This window comes from Streptomyces sp. NPDC031132 (assembly GCF_055570595.1).
The window spans coordinates 29515-50561 of sequence record NZ_JBVIGX010000036.1 but is presented as its reverse complement, the minus strand read 5'-3'; the positions used below and the strand labels follow the sequence as shown (position 1 = coordinate 50561).

Sequence of the window (21047 nt, the reverse complement as noted above, 5' to 3'; positions counted from 1 at the left end):
ACCGTGATCTTGCGGGCGGTGGACCACGGCGACGGCAGAACTCCCCACGGAATGACTCTTGGGTTCGGCTCCTCGGAGTGGGGTGTTGTGGGGCAGCATGGGGAGATGCACTTCGATCATCCACTGCCTCGCGAGGTGAAGGCCATCGATTCGGCCTCGCTGTTCAGGCTGGAGGAGCGGGCGTGTGACCTCGGCCTGAGCCGGCGGTTGGACCCGGCGTGGGTGCGGGCGAATGCGGAGCCCGATGGCACCCACTACCTGTGGCCGGCCTTGTGGCACAGTCTGTCCCACCGCCCGGACGTTCCACGTCAGCTGCGGTGCGAGCTGTTGGTCACCCTGCGCGCGGGATTCCGCGTGACGAGCCTGCTGGACGTGCTTCCCGACGACTTCACCCCGCTGCCGAGGGTGACCACACGTGAGGAAGGCATGCAGGTCAGCCAGCTCTTCGGCAGTGCACCTTCGGTCAGCGAATGGCTACTGCGGGAGCGTTCGGACCGGCTGTGACAGGCGTCCCAGCAGACGAGTGCGCATCCCAGGGTAAGGAAGATTCGGTGGATGTCGTCGCGAGTCTCCCAGCGGATCCGCAGGCGGCGGACGCAGCGCAGGTGGGCGAAGGCGAGCCCGAGAGCCCAGTGTTGGGAGTCCAGCCGGGCCGCGCCCGCCCCGCGCGGCGGCTCTGCCTGGAGCCGTGGGATGAGCGGGCTGACGTCGCTGCGGTTGCCGCCGGTCAGGATGCTCCGTGGAGCCGCGGCCACACGCCGGCCTCGGTCCACTCGGCCAGGCGCCGCCAGCACGACCAGACCGAACCGAAGCCGAGCTCCTGCGGCAGGTGTTCCAGGCAATGCCGGTATGCAGCACGAACAGGATTCCCTGGAACACCAGCCGGCCCGGATGCCGTGCCCGACGTTTCAACCTTGCGCAGCCGCGGCTCGATCACCGGCCATGGCTCGTCATCGACTTCCCACAGCTCCGGCCGAGCCACTCCGCACCCCAGATCAAACGCTCCCGGGGTGATCCCACCACCCCGAAGAGCATTTCGTTGGGAGTTCCCCCTGGCAAGATCCGAACGATGCCTCAGTCGACCACGATGCGGTTGAGCTTGCGGCCCTTGTTCCACTCGTGGGCGAGTACACGGTACGCGGCCTTGTTCCGGCCGCCGGTGCCGTCGCCGTGGGTTCCGCCTCCAGTGGCGGCGGTGCGGATGGTGCCCATCCACTGATGGGCCATGCCGCCCTTGGCCAACTTCTTGGCGTATTCCTCAGGCTTGATCACGGCACCGTGCTTGTGCAGCACCATGGACAGGCCGGTGAGGAGCACGCTGTCCCAGGTCTCCGGGGTGCGCTGCCAAGCTCCCTCGGCGATGGTCAACGCCTGGTCGAGGACATCGGGCCCGTACAACTCGACGATCTTGACGACGCCCTTGACTCCGCGGATCTGGTTGGCGGACTTGTTGCCCATCTTCAAGCCGTGGGCGGAGATGACCTTCTCGGTGTCCTCGTACAACGCGTGCCCAGCGGTGAGCCCGACCTTGTACTCGTCCAGCGGCCCGACCTTCGCGGACTCGCGGTTCTTGATGATGAAGAGCGAGGCCTCCTCCTGGATCGTCAGCCCGATGTGGACCTCGGCGGCGATGGTCCTGACGGCCTTGTTCCCGGCCTCCGCCGCGATCTTGCATGCGTGGGCGCGATGCATGCCGTCGATCACGTACATCGAGCCGTCGGGGCGGAGCGAGACCAGGATGGTCCCGATCGCGGTGGGGACGATGTTGTCGGCGATCTTCTGGGCGCGGAGCTTGTTGAGCGTGCGCTGCGCGTTTTCCTCGATCTTGAGCTCGTTCGGATCGACTCGCCGATGCTCGATCGGGTGGTCGGGTATGTCGAACGTGTACGCCTGAGAAGCCATGACGGCCCTTCCGTGCTGCCCCGAACCAGCGGGGACGATTTGAAGCGCAACTCTAATGCTGGTGATCGCTAACTCCCGCCGGTTTACGATGATTTGGCGTCACGTTCTCATCATGCGAAACAGCGAGTGTCCGCCGGATCCGAATCGGTTCCAGGAGCTGTGAACGCCGGCGGGGCGCTCGCCCTGCGCCACGACCTGCCCGGCGGGTACACCGCCAAGGGCTGGCTCGACACCCGGCGACGCCGGACAGCGCCTCGCCCTCGAATCTCTGGCCACTCCTGGGGAGATGGCCCATCCAGCGACCGAGGTCCTCCTCCGCTTCGACGGCGGGATCGACGCCACCGACGCTGCTCGGCGCCAGGCGTCGACGACCTCGCCGCCGCGGAGACCACGCCGTCGACGATGCCGGGAAAGTTCACTGCTCGGCCTGTAGGCGTCCGACGGCGCCGAGAGGTCGGTCATGCACTCCGGTTGGAGACGCCTGGTCTGCGCGATGACCCCGGCTCGGCATCTCGCGACACGCCGGCTGCCCGGCCAAGGGGGGCCTGCGAGGTGCCTGCTGTTGCTCCGGTGGCAAGGCCGAGCGGGTGACGGGGGATCGTTCCTGCGCGTGCGGCCCGTGGCGTCCCCGCCGTGCCGGCCCCACCGCGTCTTTAGCGTCATGCGGAATGACCCCCGCTCTCCCGGCCAGGCGGCGGACACCGGCCGGCCCCTCCCTCACCACCGGGCAGGATCGCCCGGCGCCGGTCAACCGGATCCGGCCGGGACCGCCCCGGATGTCTGTCGGTGCCGCGCGGCGGGTCGGGAGCAGCCCGCCACTGCAGGAAGGCATCTCGTGTCCGTACCGACGACGATCGACCACACCACGAAGAAGCACAGCCCGGCGCTTGCCTACTGGATGGTCCAAGCGGCCGCCCTCGCCTACAAGGACGAGGCGGCCGTCGAGAACCAGACACGGGAGTGGGGCTTCGACCGCGTACGCCACCACCACACCCGCTTCACGCCGCCGTTCCCGCTCGAGGACACTCAGGCATACACGATCGCCAGCGACAGGATGATCATCACGGGGTTCCGGGGGACCGAACCGGCCCAGATCCGCGACTGGCTCTCCGATGCCACCACCCCTCCGTGGCCGGGCCCGGCCAAGACCGGCTTCGTCCACTACGGCTTCGGAAAGGCCCTCGACTCCGTCTTTCCCACCGTGAAGGAGGCGCTGGCCGACTTCCGCGACAACGACCAGAGCGTGTGGTTCACCGGCCACAGCCTCGGCGGCGCCCTCGCGATGCTGGCCGGCTGCCGCATGTACCTGGAAGCGCCGCGCCTGCAGGCCGACGGCATCTACACCTACGGGCAGCCCCGCACCTGTGAACGGACGCTGGCGGCCGCATGCAACAAGAGCTTCAAGGACCGCCTGCACCGCTACGTCAACAACAACGACATCGTCCCGCAGCTACCGCCGGAACCCGTCTACACCCACGTCGACACCCTGCACTACATCGACTCCACCGGGCGCGTCCGCTCCTCCATGCCGCTGCCGGGCGCTTTGGGCGACCGGGTCAAGGGCGCCACCGCCGACCTCCTGGCCCCGACGAGCGACGCCCTGCGCGACCACCCGATCAAGCAGTACGTCACCGCCATGGAGAAGAACCTCGCCTGACCCGACAGCCGAGCGCCGGGGTCCCCGGGCAGCTGGCCCGTCCAGTCTCGGTGGTGGGCACGGCGGCGCGGACGGGCAGGGGACCCCGGGCCGTTGCGCAGCAGTTCCTGCTCGCGGCCACGCGGCAGCCGCGGTATGCGGAGCGGGCAGGAGGGTGGCCTGGAGAGCGCGCCGGTGGGGGACGCGTTCGCGGAGATGCAGGAGCGGACGCGCTTCGATGCCCACCCCCGTCTCCTCCCACACCTCTCGCTCAACCGTCCTGTTCAGCGGTCCACCGGGCCGCCGGCCTCCGCAGGGCGGCCACCACGAGCGCGGCGCGGGATGGCCGCCGTGTACGAGGAACCTGCTGCTGCCGGACGACGGGAGCGCAGGCGGCCCCGGTCCTGATCCGGATCACGCTCACAACGGGCTCCCTTCACGCAGGTAGACCGCAGTTCCCGACCGGGCGGCGGCATGGAGGGCGGTCAGCGTCTGGAGACGAGCAGCGAGCGGGACGTCCTGCAGTTCGTCCAGGTGCTTGAAGGCGTGGAGGTCGTGTTCGGGGCTCAGGCGGATGGGCCGGTCGCCGGTGTAGACGCCGCCGTGGAAGAAGTAGTCGATCACGGGACCGGTGTTCTCGACATCGGCGCGGTGGTCCGTGCCGATCAGCCGGGGTACGTCGTCCAGGTCGGCCCCGGTCTCCTCGCTCATCTCCCGCCGGGCAGCCGCCCACGGGTCCTCGCCGTGGTCGAGCATCCCGCCCGGAAGCCACCACTGCCCGGCGGCGCCCTGGCCGGGGCCGTACCTGAGAAGGAGGACGCGGCCGTCAGGGTCCAGCATCATGACGCAGGAGGCCACGATCGTCCGTGGCAGCGTCTTGATCCACTCCTCTCGGGGAATCCACATGCTCAGGCCTCCCGGGCGGCGGCCAGGGTGCGGGCGGCCGTCTTCTCCAGGTGCGCCGTGAACAGCGCGGCCGGGTCCGCAACGCCGAGCCGGTGCAGCGCGACCATCGCTGTCACCAGTACGTCGCACACCTCCGATTCCACGTCCTGCCACGAGTGGGAACGGCCCTTGCGGGGGTTGGTGCCGGTGGCGCCGATGACGGCCTGGGCGGCTTCGCCGAACTCCTCCCCGATCTTGAGTACTTGCAGTACCCGGCGCTGCTCGGCGGGGACATGGGCGGTGGCCTCGTCGAAGAAGACGGCCAGCTTCCCGGTGATGTCCCAGGCGTTCTTCTGCACGGTGGTTCCCCTTCGTCGGGCTGTTGTCCGTTCTCAGTCCTGTGAACGAATCTGCGGCGTCCCGGATGCTCGAACGCCTGTTGCCGACCGCGATGGCTGACCGCAACGGTTCCGTCAGCCGAGGCGGCTTGCGGCACCCGGTCACTGGTGAGAACGCAACCGGCGGCGCGGGCCCCCGGCTCAGACGGCGTGGAGCGGCCGGTAAAGTGGGGATCTTCGGGCGGTGGGAGCTGCCCGGAGTCCTCGAGAGCAGATCCTGCGATGACCATTGATGAGACCCGTTTGCGTCTTGAGGACGCGCTGGACGTTCTGGCCGTGACGTTCCAGGGGATGACCGCCCACCCGGACGAGTCCCAGTGCGACTGCCACTGGGGCAGCGCGGAAGAGCTCACGCTGTTGAAGACGGCGGATGTGGCGCTTGACGCCGACCTCCTGAACCGCACCTGGCAATCGACCGACTGGCGGGACCGCGCCTCCGTCTTGCGCCGCATCCTGCCCCAGTTCGCGCGGGCTCTTGTCAGCGGCTCCACCGATCCCGTCGGCTCTGTAGGGCACGCCGGGTTCGTGTTCGCCGCCGGTGAGTGGCAGCAGTGGCCCGCCTGCCAGGCCCGCGCGGTGCGGGAGTTCCTCCACGCCTGGTGGGCTCACACCCTCAACGACGCGCATCCCTCCGTGCCCGCCCACGAAGTTCTCGAGGTGTGCACCGAGGCGGCCGGCACGCTCACCCCCTGGCTCTCCGTCTGGGAACAGCAGGCCCATCCCACGGCAAACCAGCACCTGGCCCATTCGCTGGAGGACTGGGAGTACGACCTGCTGATGGACGAACTCCCCTGGCGTACCGACCTGGACGAGGACGATGCGGAGGAGACACGGGCGGAGCTCACCGCCTGGTTGATCCGCCATGCCCCGGCGCGGCTGCGGGCCCCGCTCGCCCCCGAGCACCTGCTCCACGCGGTACGGCTGCTCGGCCTCACCGGCCCCGACCGCTGGTACGACCCTCACTGGCCCATCCGTCCCTACCCGCTGGGGCCGGCCACGGACTGACACACGGCGGACCTCGGCACCGTCGGGCCGGACCGGCCACCGGGGACACCAGGGCGTCGGCGGCCGGGCCCGACACGCAGCACCCACGGTCGGCGGCGGCCGGACGGTCGTCAGGTTCCGGGGCGGGACGCCGACAAGCCGGTCAGTAGAAACAGGGCGTCCTGGCACTCGATCTCCCGCCGGTATCTGCGGTACGAGAGGTCGAGCCGGTCCCGCAGGCCGCGAGGGCCGGGCTCCCGGGGCAGCACCACGTCCGGATGGAGCGCGGTCAGCCGCCGCCAGGCCGGCCCGAGGAGGAGGAAGGCCCGCAGGTCCTCGCCGGGCCCACTCCGGTCACCTGTTGTGGATCGGTGAACGCACCCGGGCTCTCACCGGCCCACACATGGAGTTCGCCTCCGGCATCGCCACCCGATCGCAGTCAAGATCGGCCCCGGCTGCACCCCTGACGAACTCCTCGCCCTGCACGCGGTCCTCAACCCGGACAACGTCCCCGGCCGGCTGACCTTCGTCCTGCGGATGAGGCGGGCGCTCGTCCACGAACGTGCCCGTGAACTGCTCACCGCAGCCTCCACGGCAGGCCTGGCCGACCGTTGCCGCCTGCCGGGAGACCGGCACCGCTCCCGGAGGCGTCCACCTGGAGCTCTCCGGGGACGATGTGACCGAATGCGTGGACGTGGACATCGACGACACCTGGCTCGGCCGTCGCTACCACACCTCCTGCGATCCGCGCCTCAACCCGTCCCCATCCCTCCGCCTGGCCGACCTGATCGCCACGACCGCGCCGGCCCGCCTGACGGGCTGAACGATCGCCGCACGCCTTCCCGGTTCCCGGCTTCCTGCCATCGCCGACGGGAGGGCAGTTCGGCAGAGAGCCGTCCGACCATGCCTCCACGACCGCTGACGCGCTCATGGAGGCGTGGGGGCGTTCACACGGCCGCCGGCCTTCTACGACGCCCATCCCGGATCGGACCCCCGCTCCCGTCCGCTGAGCGGCGTACACGAAGCAGGGCCGGAGCGCCCTGGCAGGTCGCTCACCCGCTGGCCGTGCGGGTCTTCGACCCCAGCCCGTTCGGGGGACACGCGGGCTGCGTACGGCGCGTCCCCCGCCCTGCCGGGGCATCCCTTGGGAAACGAAAGGGAGACACGATGCCGCTCTATCTATCGAGGTTCAGCTACACACCGGAGACTTGGGCGAGGCTGATCGTCCACCCCGAGGACCGCGCGAAGGCCGCTCAGGCGTACATCGAGTCCGTCGGCGGGAAGCTCCACGGCTTCTGGTACGCCTTCGGCACGCACGACGGCTACAACCTGTGGGAGGCCCCCGACAACGTGTCCATGGCCGCGGTTGCGCTGGCGATCAGTGGAGGCGGCGCGCTCAGTTCGTTCGAGACGACAGTCCTCCTGACCGTGGACGAAACCATGGATGCCCTGCGCAAAGCCGAACGAGTCCGGTACCGGCCGCCGGGCGCATAGCGGCCCGGGCCTGCGCCCACGTCGCGGGCTCGCGGCTTCCACGCCGGTCGCCACGGCGCGGCGGCGGGTGCCGTGGCGCTGAGCAGCCTGGACGCGCGGACGCGAGTGGGCCGGCTGGTGTCGCCTCGTGGGTCCAGTCCTATGTGTCTCCGTACGAGCCGCTCGCCTCGATCGGCGCATGGAAAGATCTTCGGCGTCGCGCGAGGTGTGCGACGTACGCAGATCAGCTGGGGGTGCTCGTGGGAGCCAATGTCGATGAACGCGGCCGGCCGTGGACGATTTCAGGTGGCGGTCCGGTCATCGTGGTCCCGGCTGAGATTGCAGAGCACTGGCGAGGGACGTTGCCTCCCGTGGGCGCTGAGGTTCCTGAGGGGTGGACCTGGGGCGGGGCGAACGGTCCGGAGTGTGACTACGACCGGGCGTGCGATCCACCTTTGTTCGAAGGAACTCCGTACGGTGGCTTCGGCTGGGTCGATGTCCAGGGGCAGCCGGTGTTGATCCTCGACAGCGAGATCCTCACGTGTTTCGAGGCGGACAGCGAGGGCGGGGTACTCGTGCGCTCGTCGACCAGCGAGGCCGATGACGACCCTGAGGGGCTTCCCGCAGATGGCTGGCGCCCTGTCGGAGTGAGTGTCATCTCGCTGACGGACGGCCGCCTGTACATGTTCGATGCGGCTGCCGAAGGGGCCGCGGATCCAGCGCAGATTCCCGCGGATGACGGGGTAGGCGTGATCTCGCTCGGGGCCGGGCACTGGCGGGTCGATTTTGCCACCAACGCGGACGAAGTGGATTTCATCCGCTTCCGTCCCGCCGGAGGCTGAGCCGGCCACCCTTGGCCGTCCGCGCCCGGATTCCTACGCTGTCCGCGCCTGTACGCGAACATCCGCCACACCGGGGCGTCGACCGGACGGCGTCCGGGCGGAAGCGTTCCGGATCTGGTTCGACCGACGCCGCCAAGGCGAGGACCGTCGGCCACTCCTGGTCGGCGGGCCCCCGCCCGTGCAGGAGCCCACGGTGCCCACCGTCGACCCGTCGGCCCGGCCCCGTAGGGCCGTTGTCACAGCCGGCGGCTACCTTGCAGCTCGGCACACAGCCACGGCAGGTCACAGGAACAGGAGCGGCAATGGTCGTCGAGGTGGGGTACGCGCAGGCGTGGGACCTGGAGGCCCGTGCGCCCTGGCGGCCGATATCCGCCGGGGAGGCCCGCGAGCGGGATGCCGCCGGGCTTCCGTACGTCGTCGTGTACCGGGAGCCGGGCCGGGAGGCTCCGCTGGAGGTCCGGCTCGTCTCCTGGCGGGACCACCACGTCGGGCTGTGGGTCTACGACGCCCAGGGCCGCCGCACCTACGACCTGGACATGCGGCTGCTGGACGACCCTGCGCGGCTGCTGCGCCGGTACTCCGTCGGCTGGTACTACACCGGCCCGGAGATGGCCGAGTTCGACAAGGCGTGCCCGCGCATCACGGTGGACCTCTTCCCGGACGGGAGGGGCCGACGGACGGAGGAGCGGCAGGGGCAGGGCGGGGGCGCCTACGTCACTTCGCCCAGACTCGGGGACGACGAGCGCTGGATGGACCGCCCCGCCTTCGGGGAGTGGCCGCTGCTCTCGGCCCAGGTGCACGGGCTCGTCGAGCCGCCGGCCTTCGAGGCCGCCGAGGCGGCCCAGGCGGCCCAGGCGGCCCAGGTGGCCGAGGCGGCCGAGCCCGGTGACGCAGGCGCCCCCGCCACCTGCTGGCGCCCGCCGCGCCCCGCGCAGCCCGGGCCGATCAACGAACTGTTCCGGCCCGGGGTGCGCGTGACCGACGGGTACCACCCCGAGCAGACCGTCGTGGAGCCGCGCCGGGTCGGCACCCTGCGCGTGCCCAGCGGGCTGCTGGCCGTCTCCGGCCCGGACATCGACCACGGCGACGGGCCGCGCATCACGGTCCCCGTCCCGCCCCGGGAGTACGTGCTCGACGAGGCGCGGGTCCGCTTCAGCTACCACTGCGCGTGGCGGGACGCCGAGGTCGAGACCACGCAACCCACGGCCGTCCGCCTGCTCGTCGGCGAGACCCCCGCCGCGACCTGGGAGATGGCTCTCGGGCCGGACGACGATCCCCGGCTGTTCATCGAGGACCAGATGGCCGGCTTCGCCACCGACGGCGCCACCGGCTGCTTCGCCGACGCCGGGGCCTGGGAGCCGCTCATCGCGCTCTTCGAGCGGGGGCTGGTCCAGGGAGAGCCGGACCTGGACGGGTACGAGGACCTGGACGACGGCTCCATGTTCCTGCAGCGCACCTGGGACGAGGCTTCCGGCGGCGAGCTCATGGCCTTCGCGACGACGGGGGACGGTACCTACCCGGTGTGGGTCGGCCGTTCCGAGGCCGGCGAGGTGGTCGGCGTCGTGGTGCTGGTGGACGGGATGCCCGAGCTGCTCCCGGAGCGGGACGGAACCACCGCCGATGCCTGAGACGACGTACGTGACCTTTGAGGAGTCCTGGGACGCGGCGTCCCGTACCGGCGGTCGCGGGCTGTCCCCCGAGGAGGCGCGCGCCCGGGATGCCGCCGGCCTTCCGTACGCGGTGATCTACCGCGCGCCGGGGCGCGAAGTCCCGCTCGGGGTGCGGATGGTGGGGTGGCAGGCCGGCGTCCTCGACACCTGGGCGTACGACGAGCACGGCCGCCGGACCGCCGAGGCCGAGCTGCGGATGCGGGACGACGCGGGGCGGCTGCTGATCCGGCGCCTGCTCGTGAGGGGGTACCCCGACGGGCAGACGGCGGAGTTCGACGTGCACTGCCCCCGGACGGCGGTGGAGCTCTCCGCCGGCGGTACCGCGCGTATCTCGCACCAGCCCGAGGGCATGCGGGGCGCCTCCCTGGAGGCCGAGGTGGCGGTGGCCGAGGAGGACCTCTGGACGGCCCGACCGGGCTTCGACGACTGGCCGGCGCTCCCGGTCGCGGACGCGCTGCCGGACTGGGTCGCCGCGAAGCTGGTTCCCGCGGCGTCCGGCTGGCGCCGGGAGCCCTCCCGGCTGCTCGGGTCCACCGACTTCGACCGGGCTTTCCGGCCCGGGACCCACGTCCCCGGGCTGACGGTCCTCGACCCGGTCCCGTGCGGCAGCGTGCGCGTGCCGAGCGGTGTGCTGGCGGTGGCCTGCCCGCAGAGCTGGGACGAGGAGCCGAGGATCACGGTGGCCGTGCCGCCGGGCACGTACCCGCTGGAGGCGGCCTGCGTCGAGGTCGCAGATCAGGGCTTCGGGTCGTACGAGGAGGTCGTGGCCGTCCGGCTGCGGATCGGCGACGCCCCCGTGGCGGCCTGGGAGATGGCGCTCGGGCCGGGGGACGACACGCTCCGGCTCCGTGTCGGAGAGGCCTTCGGCTTCGGCACGGACGGGGCAACGGGCGCCTTCGGCGACGCCGGGGTCTGGCAGGACCTGCGGGACCTGCTGGAGCGGGCGAACAGGCGGGGATCCCCGGAGGCCGACAAGCTCGCCGATTCCGTCGCCGGCATGCACCTCGACGGCGGCGGCCTGGGCGCGGACCTGGCGGTCTTCTGCACGGGCGGCGACGGCGTCCACCCGGTCTGGGTGGGCCGGTCGGCCTCCGGAGAGGTCGTGTGCGTCGACGTCCAGACGGCCTTCGAGCTGGACCTCGACGCCTGAGCCCGTCCCCTGAGTCTGGTTCCGTGTCCCCGCGAACGGGGCCGGCCTGCGGCGGGTCACGGTTGACGAAACGTGGCCGTCGGGGGAACCGACATCCGGGCGCACAGGGGCGACGAGGGCAGGATTCGAACCTGCGTCCACCCGGGATCAGAGCCGGGCGCTCCTCCGCAGAGCTTCCTCGTCGCCGCTGTGATCATTGCCGGGGCTGCTGCGTGGGGCAACTGATTTACGGGCACTTACGGGCACTTACGGGCACAGCTCCCGCCCTGTGCGTTCATTGCCGTGCGTCACCACCACTCTTGAGCGGCTGCACGCTTGCCCTTGCCGGAGAAGACTCCGGCTGACCGAAGCGCGCTGGCCATCAGCGGATCCGCGACGGCGACTCCGTGCACCAGCTCGGGCGTCCGCCGGAAAGCCACCGCTTCTGCCGTCGGCCTGGGGGCGGTCCAGGCGCCGGCCACCGGGTCCACGCGATGCCGGGCGCAGACTGCTTCGACGAGTGAGCGTGGGCATTCCTTCTCGGCCCGAAGGACTTCCCAGGGCAGAGGAAGCTCGGCCCAGACGTACGTGTCCGGGTGCAGTCCGCCGCCGCTCATGCGGTGCCAGTACGCGACGTCGGCAGCCATGAGGCGGGGCACCTTGCCGGGGCAGACACGATCCAGGATCTCGTCCTGGCCCAACTCGCCGAGCAGCGCGAACCAATGGGCCCGGGCCGTGTTCCACGCTTGCGCGGCCTGGTTCCACGTCGACGAATCGTCGCCGCGGCGCACGATCATCGTGTCGCGTTCCAGCGGGTGGCGGTTCCAGGCGTCTTCCAGCAGGTCGGCGACCTGGCGCAGGAAACGGTTCCACCGCACCAGCAACCGGGTGAGGTCCTGCTCGGACACATGGGCCAGCACTTCGGCCGTGGGATACACATGCGCGAGCGCGTGCCAGCACGTCCGCTCGGGAGCCTCCCGCAGGCGCCGGAACAAGGCTTCTGCGACCTCGTCGTAGACCTGGCGCTGCCGGCCGTTGGTGAAGATGCTGCGCATGTGGCTGCGCGCCGTGATGTAGGCGATGAAGGCTGCCGTGTCCGAGTCGGTGGCGAACAGCTCGTACGGCAGGGCGTGAGCGAGCGCGCCTTTGCCGGTGATCGTCACTTCGCGGCGGTGCTGCTCGTGGAGGAGGCGGGCCAGTTTGGCTTCCATCCGGCGCAGCAGTCGGAAGCGCTTGTTGTATTGGCGTTTTGAGATCGCCCCGAGGCCCGCCGCTGTGCGCTCATCCCGGTTGAGGCGGTCCATGCCGAAATCGTTCTGCCCGTACGATCGGCCGATCTCCTCGCCTGCACGCCGGATCACCGCCTCGAGCTGGGCGGGATCGTCCCCGGCGCTGCCCGGCAGTGCCGGCACGCTCGTGAACAGGCTCGCCGCTCGGGCGAGTTGGCGTTGCGCGCCGACGGGACGGGCGAACTCTTCCACCATGGAGGTGTAGCCGTGCCAGAGGTTGCGCAGCGCGTGCTCGGCGGCTTTGGCGAGCGCCGCCTCGGTCGCTGTGTCGAGGTCGGTGCCCTGTGCGGAGTGAAGATCTTGGATGAGCCGGGCCACATCCTCGGGACGCTTGCGCAGTGTGAGTGATGTGTGGAGTTCACGGAGCAGTTGTTCGACCACGGGCGACGGCATGAGCGTCACCTTGTCATCAGCGTGACCAGGGCTCCACTGGTTATCCGTCCGGCACGGCCGTTCCCCCGGCCGACGCCATCGCCGTCGCACCGGCCACGTCCCGCCTGCGCCCGGTGCCACGCGTGGCCGACGGGGCTGCCCGAGCCGGGGAGAGCTGCCCGAGACCCCATCCCCTTGCTCTGATCACCACCAGTCCTCCAAACGCCCGGCCCGCCAACGTCCAGCCCCGTCCACGTTCCATTCCCGCGGCAGTGCGTCATCGCAGAAGACACAGACGAAGTGACGACGTTGGACACCAGGGAGGCTCCGGCCCGCTTGGTCGTCCAGGGGGCCGCGGCTGCCATCTGCCACCCGGCTGAGGACAGCGAGGCCGCGAGCGGGCCCGGTCCGCCGGCCACCGCCATCGAGGAGGGCCGGGGCCTGTCCTCGATGACGGCATCCTGGCCGGTACCGCCTACCGCCTACCGTCTGCTGCCCGCGAGGCGGCGCGGCCTCACTTCAGGTGTCGGTCCAGGAACCGGCATCCGTCCTCCAGCTCGAACCAGGGGGTGCCGGTGTGCCCTCCCAGGTTGGCGTGCAGCGTCTTCTCCTTGCTGCCGAAGGCGTCGAACAGGTCCAGGGCCCGTTGCCGGGGGTTCCCTTCGTCGTCCCACTGGAGCAGGAACAGCAGCGGAACGGTGACCTGCCGGGCCTCCTCGCGCTGGGCACGGGGCACGTACCCCCCGGCGAAGAAGCCTGCGGCCGCGATCCGCGGCTCGACCACCGCCAGCCGAATGCCGAGGGCGGTCCACCCCCCGGAGTACCCGACGGGGCCGCCGATCTCGGGCAGCCCAAGGAGGGCGTCCAGAGTGGTCTGCCACTCCGGGACCGCGTTTTCGACCAGCGGGCCGATGAAGGACTCGAAGATCTCGTCGACCGGCTCGCCGGCCTGCATCGCTCGCCGGAGGTCGGCACGGGCCTGCTCGTCGGCGGCGGAACGGGGACGGGCACCGCACCCGGCGGCATCGATGGTGGCCACGGCGTAGCCGCGCGACGCGGTGTACCGGGCCCGGGCCACCAGTCGGGGGTCCGCCTTGGGCAGGCCGTTGTTGTGGGCCATCAGGACCAGCGGGGCCGGTGCGGCGGATCCGGGCGTCCACAGGGTGCCGGGGATCTCGCCGAGGGTGAATTCGCGCTCGAGGACGCCGTCGTCGAGGGGCTGTTCAGAAGTGAATTGCACGGTCGTGCCTTTCGGGAGGGCTGTTGAACGGCGCTCCCGGACGACCTATCGCCCGACCGTGACCCCGGAGGGGAGCACCCATGTCGATACTGCGTTCACGGGTACCACCTCCTCGTTCTCTCGCACGGCCTCCGGAAAACTAGCAGGGGTCGTCGTGCTCCGCCAACAGGTTTTTGCGGAGGCCGACGTAGGAAGCGGAGCCCTGTCAGGGCGTGGACGATCTGCTCGCGCGGGCGGCGGCCGAGCATCACAGGGTGTCTGCGACCGCCCTGACGTACGTCAGGTGCGGAGGTGCCTCGCGATCTCCAGTGCCAGGCGCAGTTCGAGGGAGTCGCCCGCCGTGGTGGTGGCGGGCAGGAGTTCCTCGGCGCGTTTGACGCGATACGTGATGGTGTTGCGAGCCACGTGCAGGAGTTCGGCGGCCGTGCGCAGGCTGCGTTCCTCGGCGAGGTAGACGCGCAAGGTCTCGCGCAGTTCTCGGACCCTTTCTCCCCCGGAGGCCAGTGGGCCGAGGACGTCGTGGACGAACCAGTGGGCGTGTTCGGGCTCTGCCGTCGCCAGTGCGACCAGGCGGACTTCTTGGTAGTCGCACAGCCACTGCTCGGATTCGTGTGCGATGCGCTGGGCCTGGAGGGCGCCGTGGTGGCTTCGGCGTATGCCCTGCGGGCCGGAAGCGGGCGGGCCGAGGGCTGCTCGTACGGGGCGCGGGCGATCCAGACGGTCGAGGCGGTCCCGCAGGTGCGCTGTGCGGCGGGACGTGTCCTCGTCCGCGAGGGCGAACCAGACCCAGGCGCTCGTGTTGTCGGCCGGGACGAGCAGCATCCCCTTCGCCTCCATCGTGCGTGCCATCGCCATGGCCGTCTTGTGGAGTCGTTCCGCCGCGGGCGGACCGGCGTCGGTGTCGTCACACCACAGGACGGCGGCGAGGTGGGTGCGGGAGATGTCGTAGTGCAGTCGCCGGGACGCGGTCTGCGCGTCCACGGGGCGTCCGGCGAGCAGTTCGTCGACGATGGCGCGGCGGGCCGCTTCGTCGCTGCCGCGCCAGCGGTCGCGTTCGGCGATGTACTCCTCGGCCATCATGCTCGCGTGGCTGTCGGCGTAGGTGAAGAGCAGGTCGTTGACCTCGCGGAGTTCCGTCAGACGCCGGTCGGCCGTGACGTGTTCCTCGATCGCTGCGGCGAGGTCGTGCGCCAGCTGGGCGTGCCCGAGCCGTACGCCCCGCAGCACCTGGTCGAGGGGAATGCCGCGGCGTGCGAACTCACGGCACCCTGCGAGCGTTTCGTCCGTCAGCGCGGAGAGTCGGCCGGGTGACTCCGAGACCAGGAGACGCAGGGCGGCCAGGACGGCCGACTCGGTGGACCGCCTCAAGGTGGCGACCGGGCCCTGGCCGCCGCCGTGTCCGGGGACCTGCTCGAGGATGTCCCGCGTGATGGCCTCGGCGGTCTGCACGGCCCACCGGACCGGGCCCGTGCCCAGGAGTTCCGCCGTAGGGGCGACGGCAGCCGGCGGCATCGCCGGGTCCACCGCACGGTGAGGGTCCGGCCGAAGCCGCAGGAGCCACTGTCGAGTCATGGGCCGTGGCCTCCTGGGGCGGGTGGGCAGGATGGACGCGCCGGGCTCGCGCCCGGCCCGGGTCTTGTCGCTACGGTCAGCTGATCACGTCGGCGGCGTCGGGACGCGGCAGCCGGGGGAACGACGCGCCGGGCCCGGGCACCGTCGTTCCCGGGCGGGGTGCCGGCCTTGCCCGCCGGGGACAGACGACGGAGCGGAACGGCTCGAGTGCCGGCTCAGGCTGCGGTGAGACCCTCACGGAAGGCGGCCAGCAGGGCGGGGACGTCGTCCATGTGCGCCGCCGCCCCGAACACGTAGTGGTCCGGACGCAACAGCAGGGCCTGGTGTCCCGTGTGGGCCAGGTGCGGGAGGTAGGTGCCGTCCAGGTCCGTGACGACGAACGGACCGTCGGCCGTGGGGTCGTCGGTGAGCCTCAGGAGACGTATCCCCAGCCGCTCGCACCATGCGACGGTGTCACCGTCGAGCACCTGGCGCGGGTCCTCGGCCGCGACGAGGGCGGGCCCTTGCCCCACCACCTGATCGAACAGGCCCGTGAGGCCGCGGAAGCGAACCCGCCCCTGCCGGCCGAGCGTGCCCGCCGGTTGCGCGGGGGCGCCGTCGGTCCGGCGTGCGAGGAGACCGCCGGTCAGTGTCTGGGGCGGCATGTCCGCGAGCGGGTCGCGGCGGGCCTGCTGGTCGGCGAGCATTCGGGTGTCACGCTCGGCGGCCTCTGCGGGGTCGGGCTCGCAGATGATCCGGCCCAGATGCACGGAGAGTTCGATGGCGTGCTGCAGGTGTTGGGAGCGTTCGGCGGTGTAGGTGTCCAGCAGTGTCTCGTCGGCGTGGCCGGACAGGACGAGGTCGAGCTTCCAGGTGAGGTTGGCGGCGTCCCGGATGCCGGAGCACATGCCCTGGCCGGCGAACGGGGGCATCTGGTGGGCGGCGTCTCCCGCGAGCAGCAGCCGGCCTTCGCGCCATGTGTCCGCCCAGCGGGCCTGGAAGGTGTAGACGGAGTGCCGCTCCAGGGTGGCGTTGCCCGGGTTCAGGCCCCAGGGTGCGAGCAGCTCCCACGCCGTTTCGGCATGGCTCAGTTCGGCGACCGTTTCGCCGGGCAGCCGCATGAACTCCCACCGCCGGCGGCCGGGGCCACCGGAGACGACGGTGCTCGGCCTGGCCGGGTCGCACAGCTGGAGGTTCCGTGGGGACCAGACGCGGTCCTGGTCGTGCGGGATGACGTCGAGGACGAGCCAGTCGTACTGGAAGCCGAGGTCCGTCACCGAGGTGCGCATCCGGGAGCGTACGAAGCTGTTGGCGCCGTCACAGCCGATGACGTACGCCCCGCGGACCGTGTGGTGCTGCCGTCCGCCGTCACGAACCATCGGCCGGTCACCGCCGCTCTCGGCCAGGATCAGCTGAACAGACGTCACGTCCTCGGCGAGGTCTACCGCCTCCCAGCCGCGCAGAATGTCGATGCCGGGCAGAGCACGGGCACGTTCCTCCAGTGCGGCTTCGAGCCGCGGCTGGGTGAAGATGCTCATGGAGGGCCAGCCGGAGTGGCTGGTGTCGTCGAAGGCGAGGCGCAGCAGCGTCTCGCCGTTGCCGTTGCGCCACTCGTAGTCCTCGGCAGGCTCGCTGAGGGTGGGCAGGACGTCGGCCAGTCCGAGTGAGGCGAGAATGCGCGCCGTCTCGTGGTCGAAGACCACGGCGCGCGGCAGCGGGTAGGGCTGCGGCCAGCGCTCCACGACGCCGACCTGCCGACCCCGTACGGCCAGCTGGATGGCGGTGGTCAGCCCGACGGGCCCCGCGCCGACGACGAGGACGTCGTACTCGCTCTTCATGCCCCTACCCGTGTCGTTGAAGGTGTTCATGATCGTGTCGATCTCCGGTCAGCTCGCGTCGTGGGCGCCGGTCATCAGCGCGGCGAGGTCTTCGGGGTGGAGGAAGGACGGCGGGACGGGCGGGCCCCAGTTGTAGAGGGCCCGGACGTCCTCCCATACGCGTGGGGTCCACAGCTGGTCGTCGACGATGCAGTCCATGTCGGCGAAGTACTCGGAGAAGTTGCCGGCCGGGTCCTTGAGGTACCAGAAGAAGTTCGAGCCCAGGTGATGGCGGCCCAGTCCCCACACGTGCCGCTCGGGGTGGCCTTCCAGCATCCGGGTCGCGCCGCGGCCGACCTCGTCGACGTCGTCGACCTGCCACGAGGAGTGGTGCAGGAAGGCGATGGGGGCCTTCTGGACGAGGACGTTGTGGTGGTCGGTCGAGCAGCGCAGGAACGCCGCTCCGGGCACCAGGTCACTGACCTTGAACCCGAGCCCCTCGGTGAAGAACCGCTGCGACGCCTCCTGGTTCGTCGACCCGAGGACGACGTGTCCCAGGCGACGCGGGCGGACGTGACCCTCCCGCAGCACGCCCGGTGCGCGTACGTCGGGGCGCTCGGCGCGGCCGGGTCCGTTGTACGGGACGGTGGCGGTGGCGTTCTGGACGATGCGGGGCTGGACCTCGACGGTGACGGTGACCTCGGTGCCCGGATCGACGGCCCGGAGCGTGTGCGCGTTGCTGACGAAGGGCACCGCAAGCCGGTCCAGTGCAGCGCCGATACGGCCGAGGTCGTCCGTGTCGTCGGCGCCCACGACCAGTTCCTCGAGGCGACGGCGGCTCGCGGGGACGATCTTCAGCTGTTCGCCACCGTCGGTGGAGGCGAAGCGCCCGTGGCCGAGGTCGGTGAGGCCGAAATCGGCGTAGTAGGCAGCCGTCGCATCGACGTCGGGAACGCCCATCGTGATGCGGGCGAGACGGTGCAGGGCCATGGCAGGCTCCTCGAGCTGTGACGGGTGTGGGCGGGTGGGGGCGGGTCCGCGTGTCGTTGAGTTCGGGTGCCCCGACGGCACACGGCCGACGACGCCGGGCCGTGGGCCATCCGGGCGCGGCTACTGGGGCCCATGGGGTCCGTGGGGGTAGCCGGGGCCGGCGACGAGAGGGGTGCGGAGTTCGCCGATGCCTTCGATCCAGCTGCGCAGTTCCTCGCCGGGGGTAAGGAAGCGGCGCGGATCACGCGCACCGCCCACGCCGGCAGGAGTGCCCGTGAAGATCAGGTCGCCGGGCAGCAGCGGGCAGATCCGCGAGATCCAGGCGATCTGTTCGGACACCGAGAAGACCATCCGGCTGGTGCGGGACTCCTGCATCGTCTCGCCGCCCAGCGAGCAGCCGAGCGCGAGGTCGTCGGGGTTCGCGAACTCGTCGGGCGTGACCATGACCGGACCGGTCGGGCTGAAACCGGGGAACGACTTGCCGAGGGAGAACTGCGGTGCCGGCCCTTCCAGTTGGATGCGCCGCTCGGACAGGTCCTGGCCGGCGGTGAGCCCCGCGACGTATTGCCACGCGTCCGCGGCCGCCACCTGGTGGGCCCTGGCGCCGATCACGGCGACCAGCTCCACTTCCCAGTCCACGAGCGTGCTGGGCAGCTCGATCGTGTCGTGGGGTCCGGCGAGGGACGTGGGGTACTTCGTGAAGACGGACGGCTGAGCGGGAAGGTCGAACGCCGACTCCTCCACGTGATCGGAATAGTTCAGCGCGACGGCGAAGATCTGCCGGGGACGCGGTACGGGCGGGCCCAACTCCTGCTTCTCGAAGGGGACATGCTCGTGTGCGGCCACGGCCACCGCTGCGGAACCGGCCCAGTCGCGGAACTCCGCCCAGCGGTCGAGGACGGCCTGCGGGTCGGACGGGAACAGGCCGTTGCTCACCTGCTCCACATCCACCACACCGTCGTCGAACACGAGCACCAGACGACCACTGACATTGGCTGTACGCACGGGCGCACCACCTCCACATCGAAGAGACTCAAGACGTTCGGCAAGCGGCCTCGCGGCGCCGGCACCGCTCGGCCCGTCCACGCGTACCTCGCACGGACGACCGCCGACCACGCACCCAAGCCAACCCCCACCCCCCGCTGCGGCTCTCGGTCCACGAAGCCAAAGACCGGGGTCATGTTTGGGGTGACGGCGCATACGGGAGGCGGGTCATTCGAGCCTCCCCAGAGGGAGCCGACAAGGGCCCGGCATTCGACCGCAGGCCGCCGTGGCGGAGAGGTGCCCCCGTCAAGCGACGGTGACCGTATATGGAAACCTTTGCGGCATGAAGATCAGATCGGGAACGGCGGCCGACGCGACATGCGTTGCCGGACTCCACACCGACAGCTGGAGGTCGGCCTACGCGGGCATCATGCCCGCCGCCTATCTGGAGGGGCCGCTGTCCGAGGAACATCTGGGCCTGTGGCAAGGCCGACTGTCCGAGATGGACGCGACAGCATGTGATCCGGCCGGGGAACCGCACCTGTTTGTCGCTGTCGACGATGCCATGCAGCTCTGCGGATTTGCCTACCTCATCCCACACGGTGACGGCCGCATCCTCCTGGACAATCTCCATGTCAGACCAGGTCTCACCGGCAGCGGAATTGGTCGGCACCTCCTGCTTCGATGCTTTGCGTGGGTGGCCGACGAGCATGCTGGACTCCCTGTGTACCTGGAAGTCCTCAAGGGCAATGTCCGTGCATCGGCCTTCTACTGCCGCCAGGGCGGTCGTCCGACCGCAGAACGCAGGGAACGGTTCCCTGCAGGGTTCGAGCTCGATGAGATCGAGTACACCTGGACTGCTGCAGACGTGTCGGGCCTGGCCGACCGGGCGGCGTGGTAGCCGACTCGGCGACTCTCTCCGGCCCGGTCGGCCGCCTCAACGAGCGGATGGCGTCCACGTCCGAAGCTCGAGGTGCGCATCGTCGTGCACCCGGGGGTTTTGCTCCGCGCTGTTCGAGCGGGGCCGGGCCGGGCTACTTCGGGCGGTTGGCGGTGACCAGCCAGGCGGTGCTGCGCAGTCGAAGCGCGCCGTGCTCCTCGTGGGTGCGCAGGATGTCTGTGAGTGTGCGGCGGGCGCGGTCTTGGACCTCTTGCTCGACCTGGCCGGTCAGGTGGCGTCCGGGGCCGGAGTTCAGCAGGAAGGCGGCAGCGTCGTCGGCGTTCTGCCCCCACGTGCCGAACGCCTCCACGGGTGCTACGTCGATGTGCTCGAATCCGGCGGCGGACAGCACTGCGCAGGTGCGGTCCGGGTCCGCCAGGGAGAACATTCCCGGGCTTCCCGGCGCGCCGAAGTCCCCCATGGGCAGGATGTCGCGCAGTGCCGCAATGGCCTGGAGCCACTCGTTGCGTTCGGCCTCTGCGCCACAGATGAACGCCACGCGGGCACCGGGGCGCAAGGCGCGTCCGATGTTGGAGAAGGCGGCGACGGGGTCAGCGAAGAACATCACTCCGAAGCGGCTGATCATGACGTCGAACGTGTCTGCTTCGAAGGCGTGGACCTGCGCGTCTCCTTGCTCGAAGGCCACGTTGGCGACGTCCTCGCGCTGTGCGGACTCGCGGGCGCGCGCCAGCATCGGAGCCGACAGGTCCAGGCCCAGGGCCCGGCCGCTGCCGGATCGGCGGGCGGCCAGCCTGGTCGTGGACCCGGCTCCACAGCCGATGTCCAGGACGCGGTCGCGCTCATTGATCAGGGCGGCGGTGAGCAGCGGTTCGTTGAAACCCGCGTTCACGGCGTCCCAGCGATCCTGGTTCTGGGCCCAGTGGGTGCCCTCGTATCCGTTCCATGCCTGCGCCTGAACGGTGTTGACGATGTGTTGCACTGGGC

At 70.6% G+C, this 21047-nt stretch carries 20 protein-coding genes, 1 tRNA gene and 2 pseudogenes; 10 read left to right on the top strand and 13 right to left on the bottom strand.

Features of this window, described 5'->3' with window-relative positions:
* The first annotated feature begins 105 nt into the window (after window positions 1-105).
* Window positions 106-504: a hypothetical protein gene (locus ACZ49B_RS33090; RefSeq protein ID WP_468313238.1), complete on the top strand. Its 399-nt coding sequence runs from the start codon at window positions 106-108 to the stop codon at window positions 502-504.
* A gap of 235 nt (window positions 505-739) precedes the next feature.
* On the opposite strand, the pseudogene ACZ49B_RS33085 reads toward ACZ49B_RS33090, so the two are convergent.
* A pseudogene (locus tag ACZ49B_RS33085) lies at window positions 740-922 on the bottom strand (transposase); the annotation flags it as partial.
* Window positions 923-1074: 152 nt separating this feature from the next.
* Entirely contained in the window at window positions 1075-1902 is an 828-nt protein-coding gene (locus tag ACZ49B_RS33080; protein ID WP_468313235.1) for a DUF6551 family protein, read from the bottom strand.
* An 835-nt stretch (window positions 1903-2737) separates the two neighbouring features.
* Here ACZ49B_RS33080 and ACZ49B_RS33075 point away from each other — a divergent pair.
* Window positions 2738-3559 (top strand): lipase family protein, encoded by an 822-nt coding sequence (locus tag ACZ49B_RS33075; RefSeq protein WP_468313232.1) that lies wholly within the window; start codon window positions 2738-2740, stop codon window positions 3557-3559.
* A 399-nt stretch (window positions 3560-3958) separates the two neighbouring features.
* Here the strand turns inward: ACZ49B_RS33075 and ACZ49B_RS33070 are convergent, their stop codons facing one another.
* On the bottom strand, window positions 3959-4444 hold the full coding sequence (locus tag ACZ49B_RS33070; protein ID WP_468313230.1) for an NUDIX hydrolase: 486 nt from the start codon (window positions 4442-4444) through the stop codon (window positions 3959-3961).
* Window positions 4445-4446: 2 nt separating this feature from the next.
* On the bottom strand, window positions 4447-4782 hold the full coding sequence (locus ACZ49B_RS33065; RefSeq protein ID WP_468313227.1) for a MazG-like family protein: 336 nt from the start codon (window positions 4780-4782) through the stop codon (window positions 4447-4449).
* Window positions 4783-5043: 261 nt separating this feature from the next.
* Here ACZ49B_RS33065 and ACZ49B_RS33060 point away from each other — a divergent pair, with 261 nt between their 5' ends.
* Window positions 5044-5826, top strand: coding sequence for a hypothetical protein (locus ACZ49B_RS33060; RefSeq protein ID WP_468313225.1), 783 nt, complete (start codon window positions 5044-5046; stop codon window positions 5824-5826).
* Between the two features lie 110 nt (window positions 5827-5936).
* Here the strand turns inward: ACZ49B_RS33060 and ACZ49B_RS33055 are convergent, their stop codons facing one another.
* Window positions 5937-6137, bottom strand: coding sequence for a DUF6545 domain-containing protein (locus ACZ49B_RS33055; protein ID WP_468313267.1), 201 nt, complete (start codon window positions 6135-6137; stop codon window positions 5937-5939).
* 100 nt (window positions 6138-6237) lie between these two features.
* Here ACZ49B_RS33055 and ACZ49B_RS33050 point away from each other — a divergent pair.
* The 6 genes and pseudogenes from ACZ49B_RS33050 to ACZ49B_RS33025 form a co-directional block, all read left to right on the top strand.
* Window positions 6238-6345, top strand: a pseudogene (locus ACZ49B_RS33050) (3-deoxy-7-phosphoheptulonate synthase); the annotation flags it as partial.
* A 28-nt stretch (window positions 6346-6373) separates the two neighbouring features.
* Complete coding sequence (locus ACZ49B_RS33045; protein ID WP_468313221.1) at window positions 6374-6628, top strand: 3-deoxy-7-phosphoheptulonate synthase; 255 nt, start codon at window positions 6374-6376, stop codon at window positions 6626-6628.
* A 344-nt stretch (window positions 6629-6972) separates the two neighbouring features.
* The gene (locus tag ACZ49B_RS33040; protein WP_468313218.1) at window positions 6973-7299 is read left to right on the top strand and encodes a GYD domain-containing protein; all 327 of its coding nucleotides are present in this window, start codon (window positions 6973-6975) and stop codon (window positions 7297-7299) included.
* A 491-nt stretch (window positions 7300-7790) separates the two neighbouring features.
* Window positions 7791-8120 carry a hypothetical protein gene (locus tag ACZ49B_RS33035; RefSeq protein ID WP_468313216.1) on the top strand — a complete coding sequence of 110 codons (330 nt, stop codon included), beginning with the start codon at window positions 7791-7793 and terminating at the stop codon, window positions 8118-8120.
* A gap of 302 nt (window positions 8121-8422) precedes the next feature.
* The gene (locus ACZ49B_RS33030; protein ID WP_468313213.1) at window positions 8423-9748 is read left to right on the top strand and encodes a DUF4241 domain-containing protein; all 1326 of its coding nucleotides are present in this window, start codon (window positions 8423-8425) and stop codon (window positions 9746-9748) included.
* Window positions 9741-10940 carry a DUF4241 domain-containing protein gene (locus ACZ49B_RS33025; RefSeq protein ID WP_468313210.1) on the top strand — a complete coding sequence of 400 codons (1200 nt, stop codon included), beginning with the start codon at window positions 9741-9743 and terminating at the stop codon, window positions 10938-10940. Before ACZ49B_RS33030 ends, ACZ49B_RS33025 begins: the two co-directional genes overlap by 8 nt.
* A 110-nt stretch (window positions 10941-11050) precedes the next feature.
* On the opposite strand, the gene ACZ49B_RS33020 is transcribed toward ACZ49B_RS33025, so the two are convergent.
* From ACZ49B_RS33020 to ACZ49B_RS32990, 7 genes are all read right to left on the bottom strand, one after another.
* A tRNA-Gln gene (locus ACZ49B_RS33020) sits at window positions 11051-11123 on the bottom strand.
* A 104-nt stretch (window positions 11124-11227) separates the two neighbouring features.
* Window positions 11228-12601 (bottom strand): hypothetical protein, encoded by a 1374-nt coding sequence (locus ACZ49B_RS33015; protein ID WP_468313207.1) that lies wholly within the window; start codon window positions 12599-12601, stop codon window positions 11228-11230.
* Window positions 12602-13094: 493 nt separating this feature from the next.
* Complete coding sequence (locus ACZ49B_RS33010; protein ID WP_468313204.1) at window positions 13095-13820, bottom strand: dienelactone hydrolase family protein; 726 nt, start codon at window positions 13818-13820, stop codon at window positions 13095-13097.
* A 279-nt stretch (window positions 13821-14099) separates the two neighbouring features.
* Entirely contained in the window at window positions 14100-15392 is a 1293-nt protein-coding gene (locus ACZ49B_RS33005) for a PucR family transcriptional regulator (RefSeq protein WP_468313201.1), read from the bottom strand.
* 215 nt (window positions 15393-15607) lie between these two features.
* Window positions 15608-17239: a bifunctional 3-(3-hydroxy-phenyl)propionate/3-hydroxycinnamic acid hydroxylase MhpA gene (gene mhpA, locus ACZ49B_RS33000; RefSeq protein ID WP_468313199.1), complete on the bottom strand. Its 1632-nt coding sequence runs from the start codon at window positions 17237-17239 to the stop codon at window positions 15608-15610.
* An 18-nt stretch (window positions 17240-17257) separates the two neighbouring features.
* The gene (locus tag ACZ49B_RS32995; protein ID WP_468313197.1) at window positions 17258-18178 is read right to left on the bottom strand and encodes a VOC family protein; all 921 of its coding nucleotides are present in this window, start codon (window positions 18176-18178) and stop codon (window positions 17258-17260) included.
* Window positions 18179-18298: 120 nt separating this feature from the next.
* Window positions 18299-19183: a fumarylacetoacetate hydrolase family protein gene (locus ACZ49B_RS32990; protein WP_468313195.1), complete on the bottom strand. Its 885-nt coding sequence runs from the start codon at window positions 19181-19183 to the stop codon at window positions 18299-18301.
* 322 nt (window positions 19184-19505) lie between these two features.
* Between ACZ49B_RS32990 and ACZ49B_RS32985 the strand changes: the two genes are divergently transcribed.
* Entirely contained in the window at window positions 19506-20063 is a 558-nt protein-coding gene (locus tag ACZ49B_RS32985; protein WP_468313191.1) for a GNAT family N-acetyltransferase, read from the top strand.
* Between the two features lie 133 nt (window positions 20064-20196).
* On the opposite strand, the gene ACZ49B_RS32980 is transcribed toward ACZ49B_RS32985, so the two are convergent.
* The gene (locus ACZ49B_RS32980; RefSeq protein ID WP_468313188.1) at window positions 20197-21042 is read right to left on the bottom strand and encodes a class I SAM-dependent methyltransferase; all 846 of its coding nucleotides are present in this window, start codon (window positions 21040-21042) and stop codon (window positions 20197-20199) included.
* Between the last annotated feature and the right edge of the window lie 5 nt (window positions 21043-21047).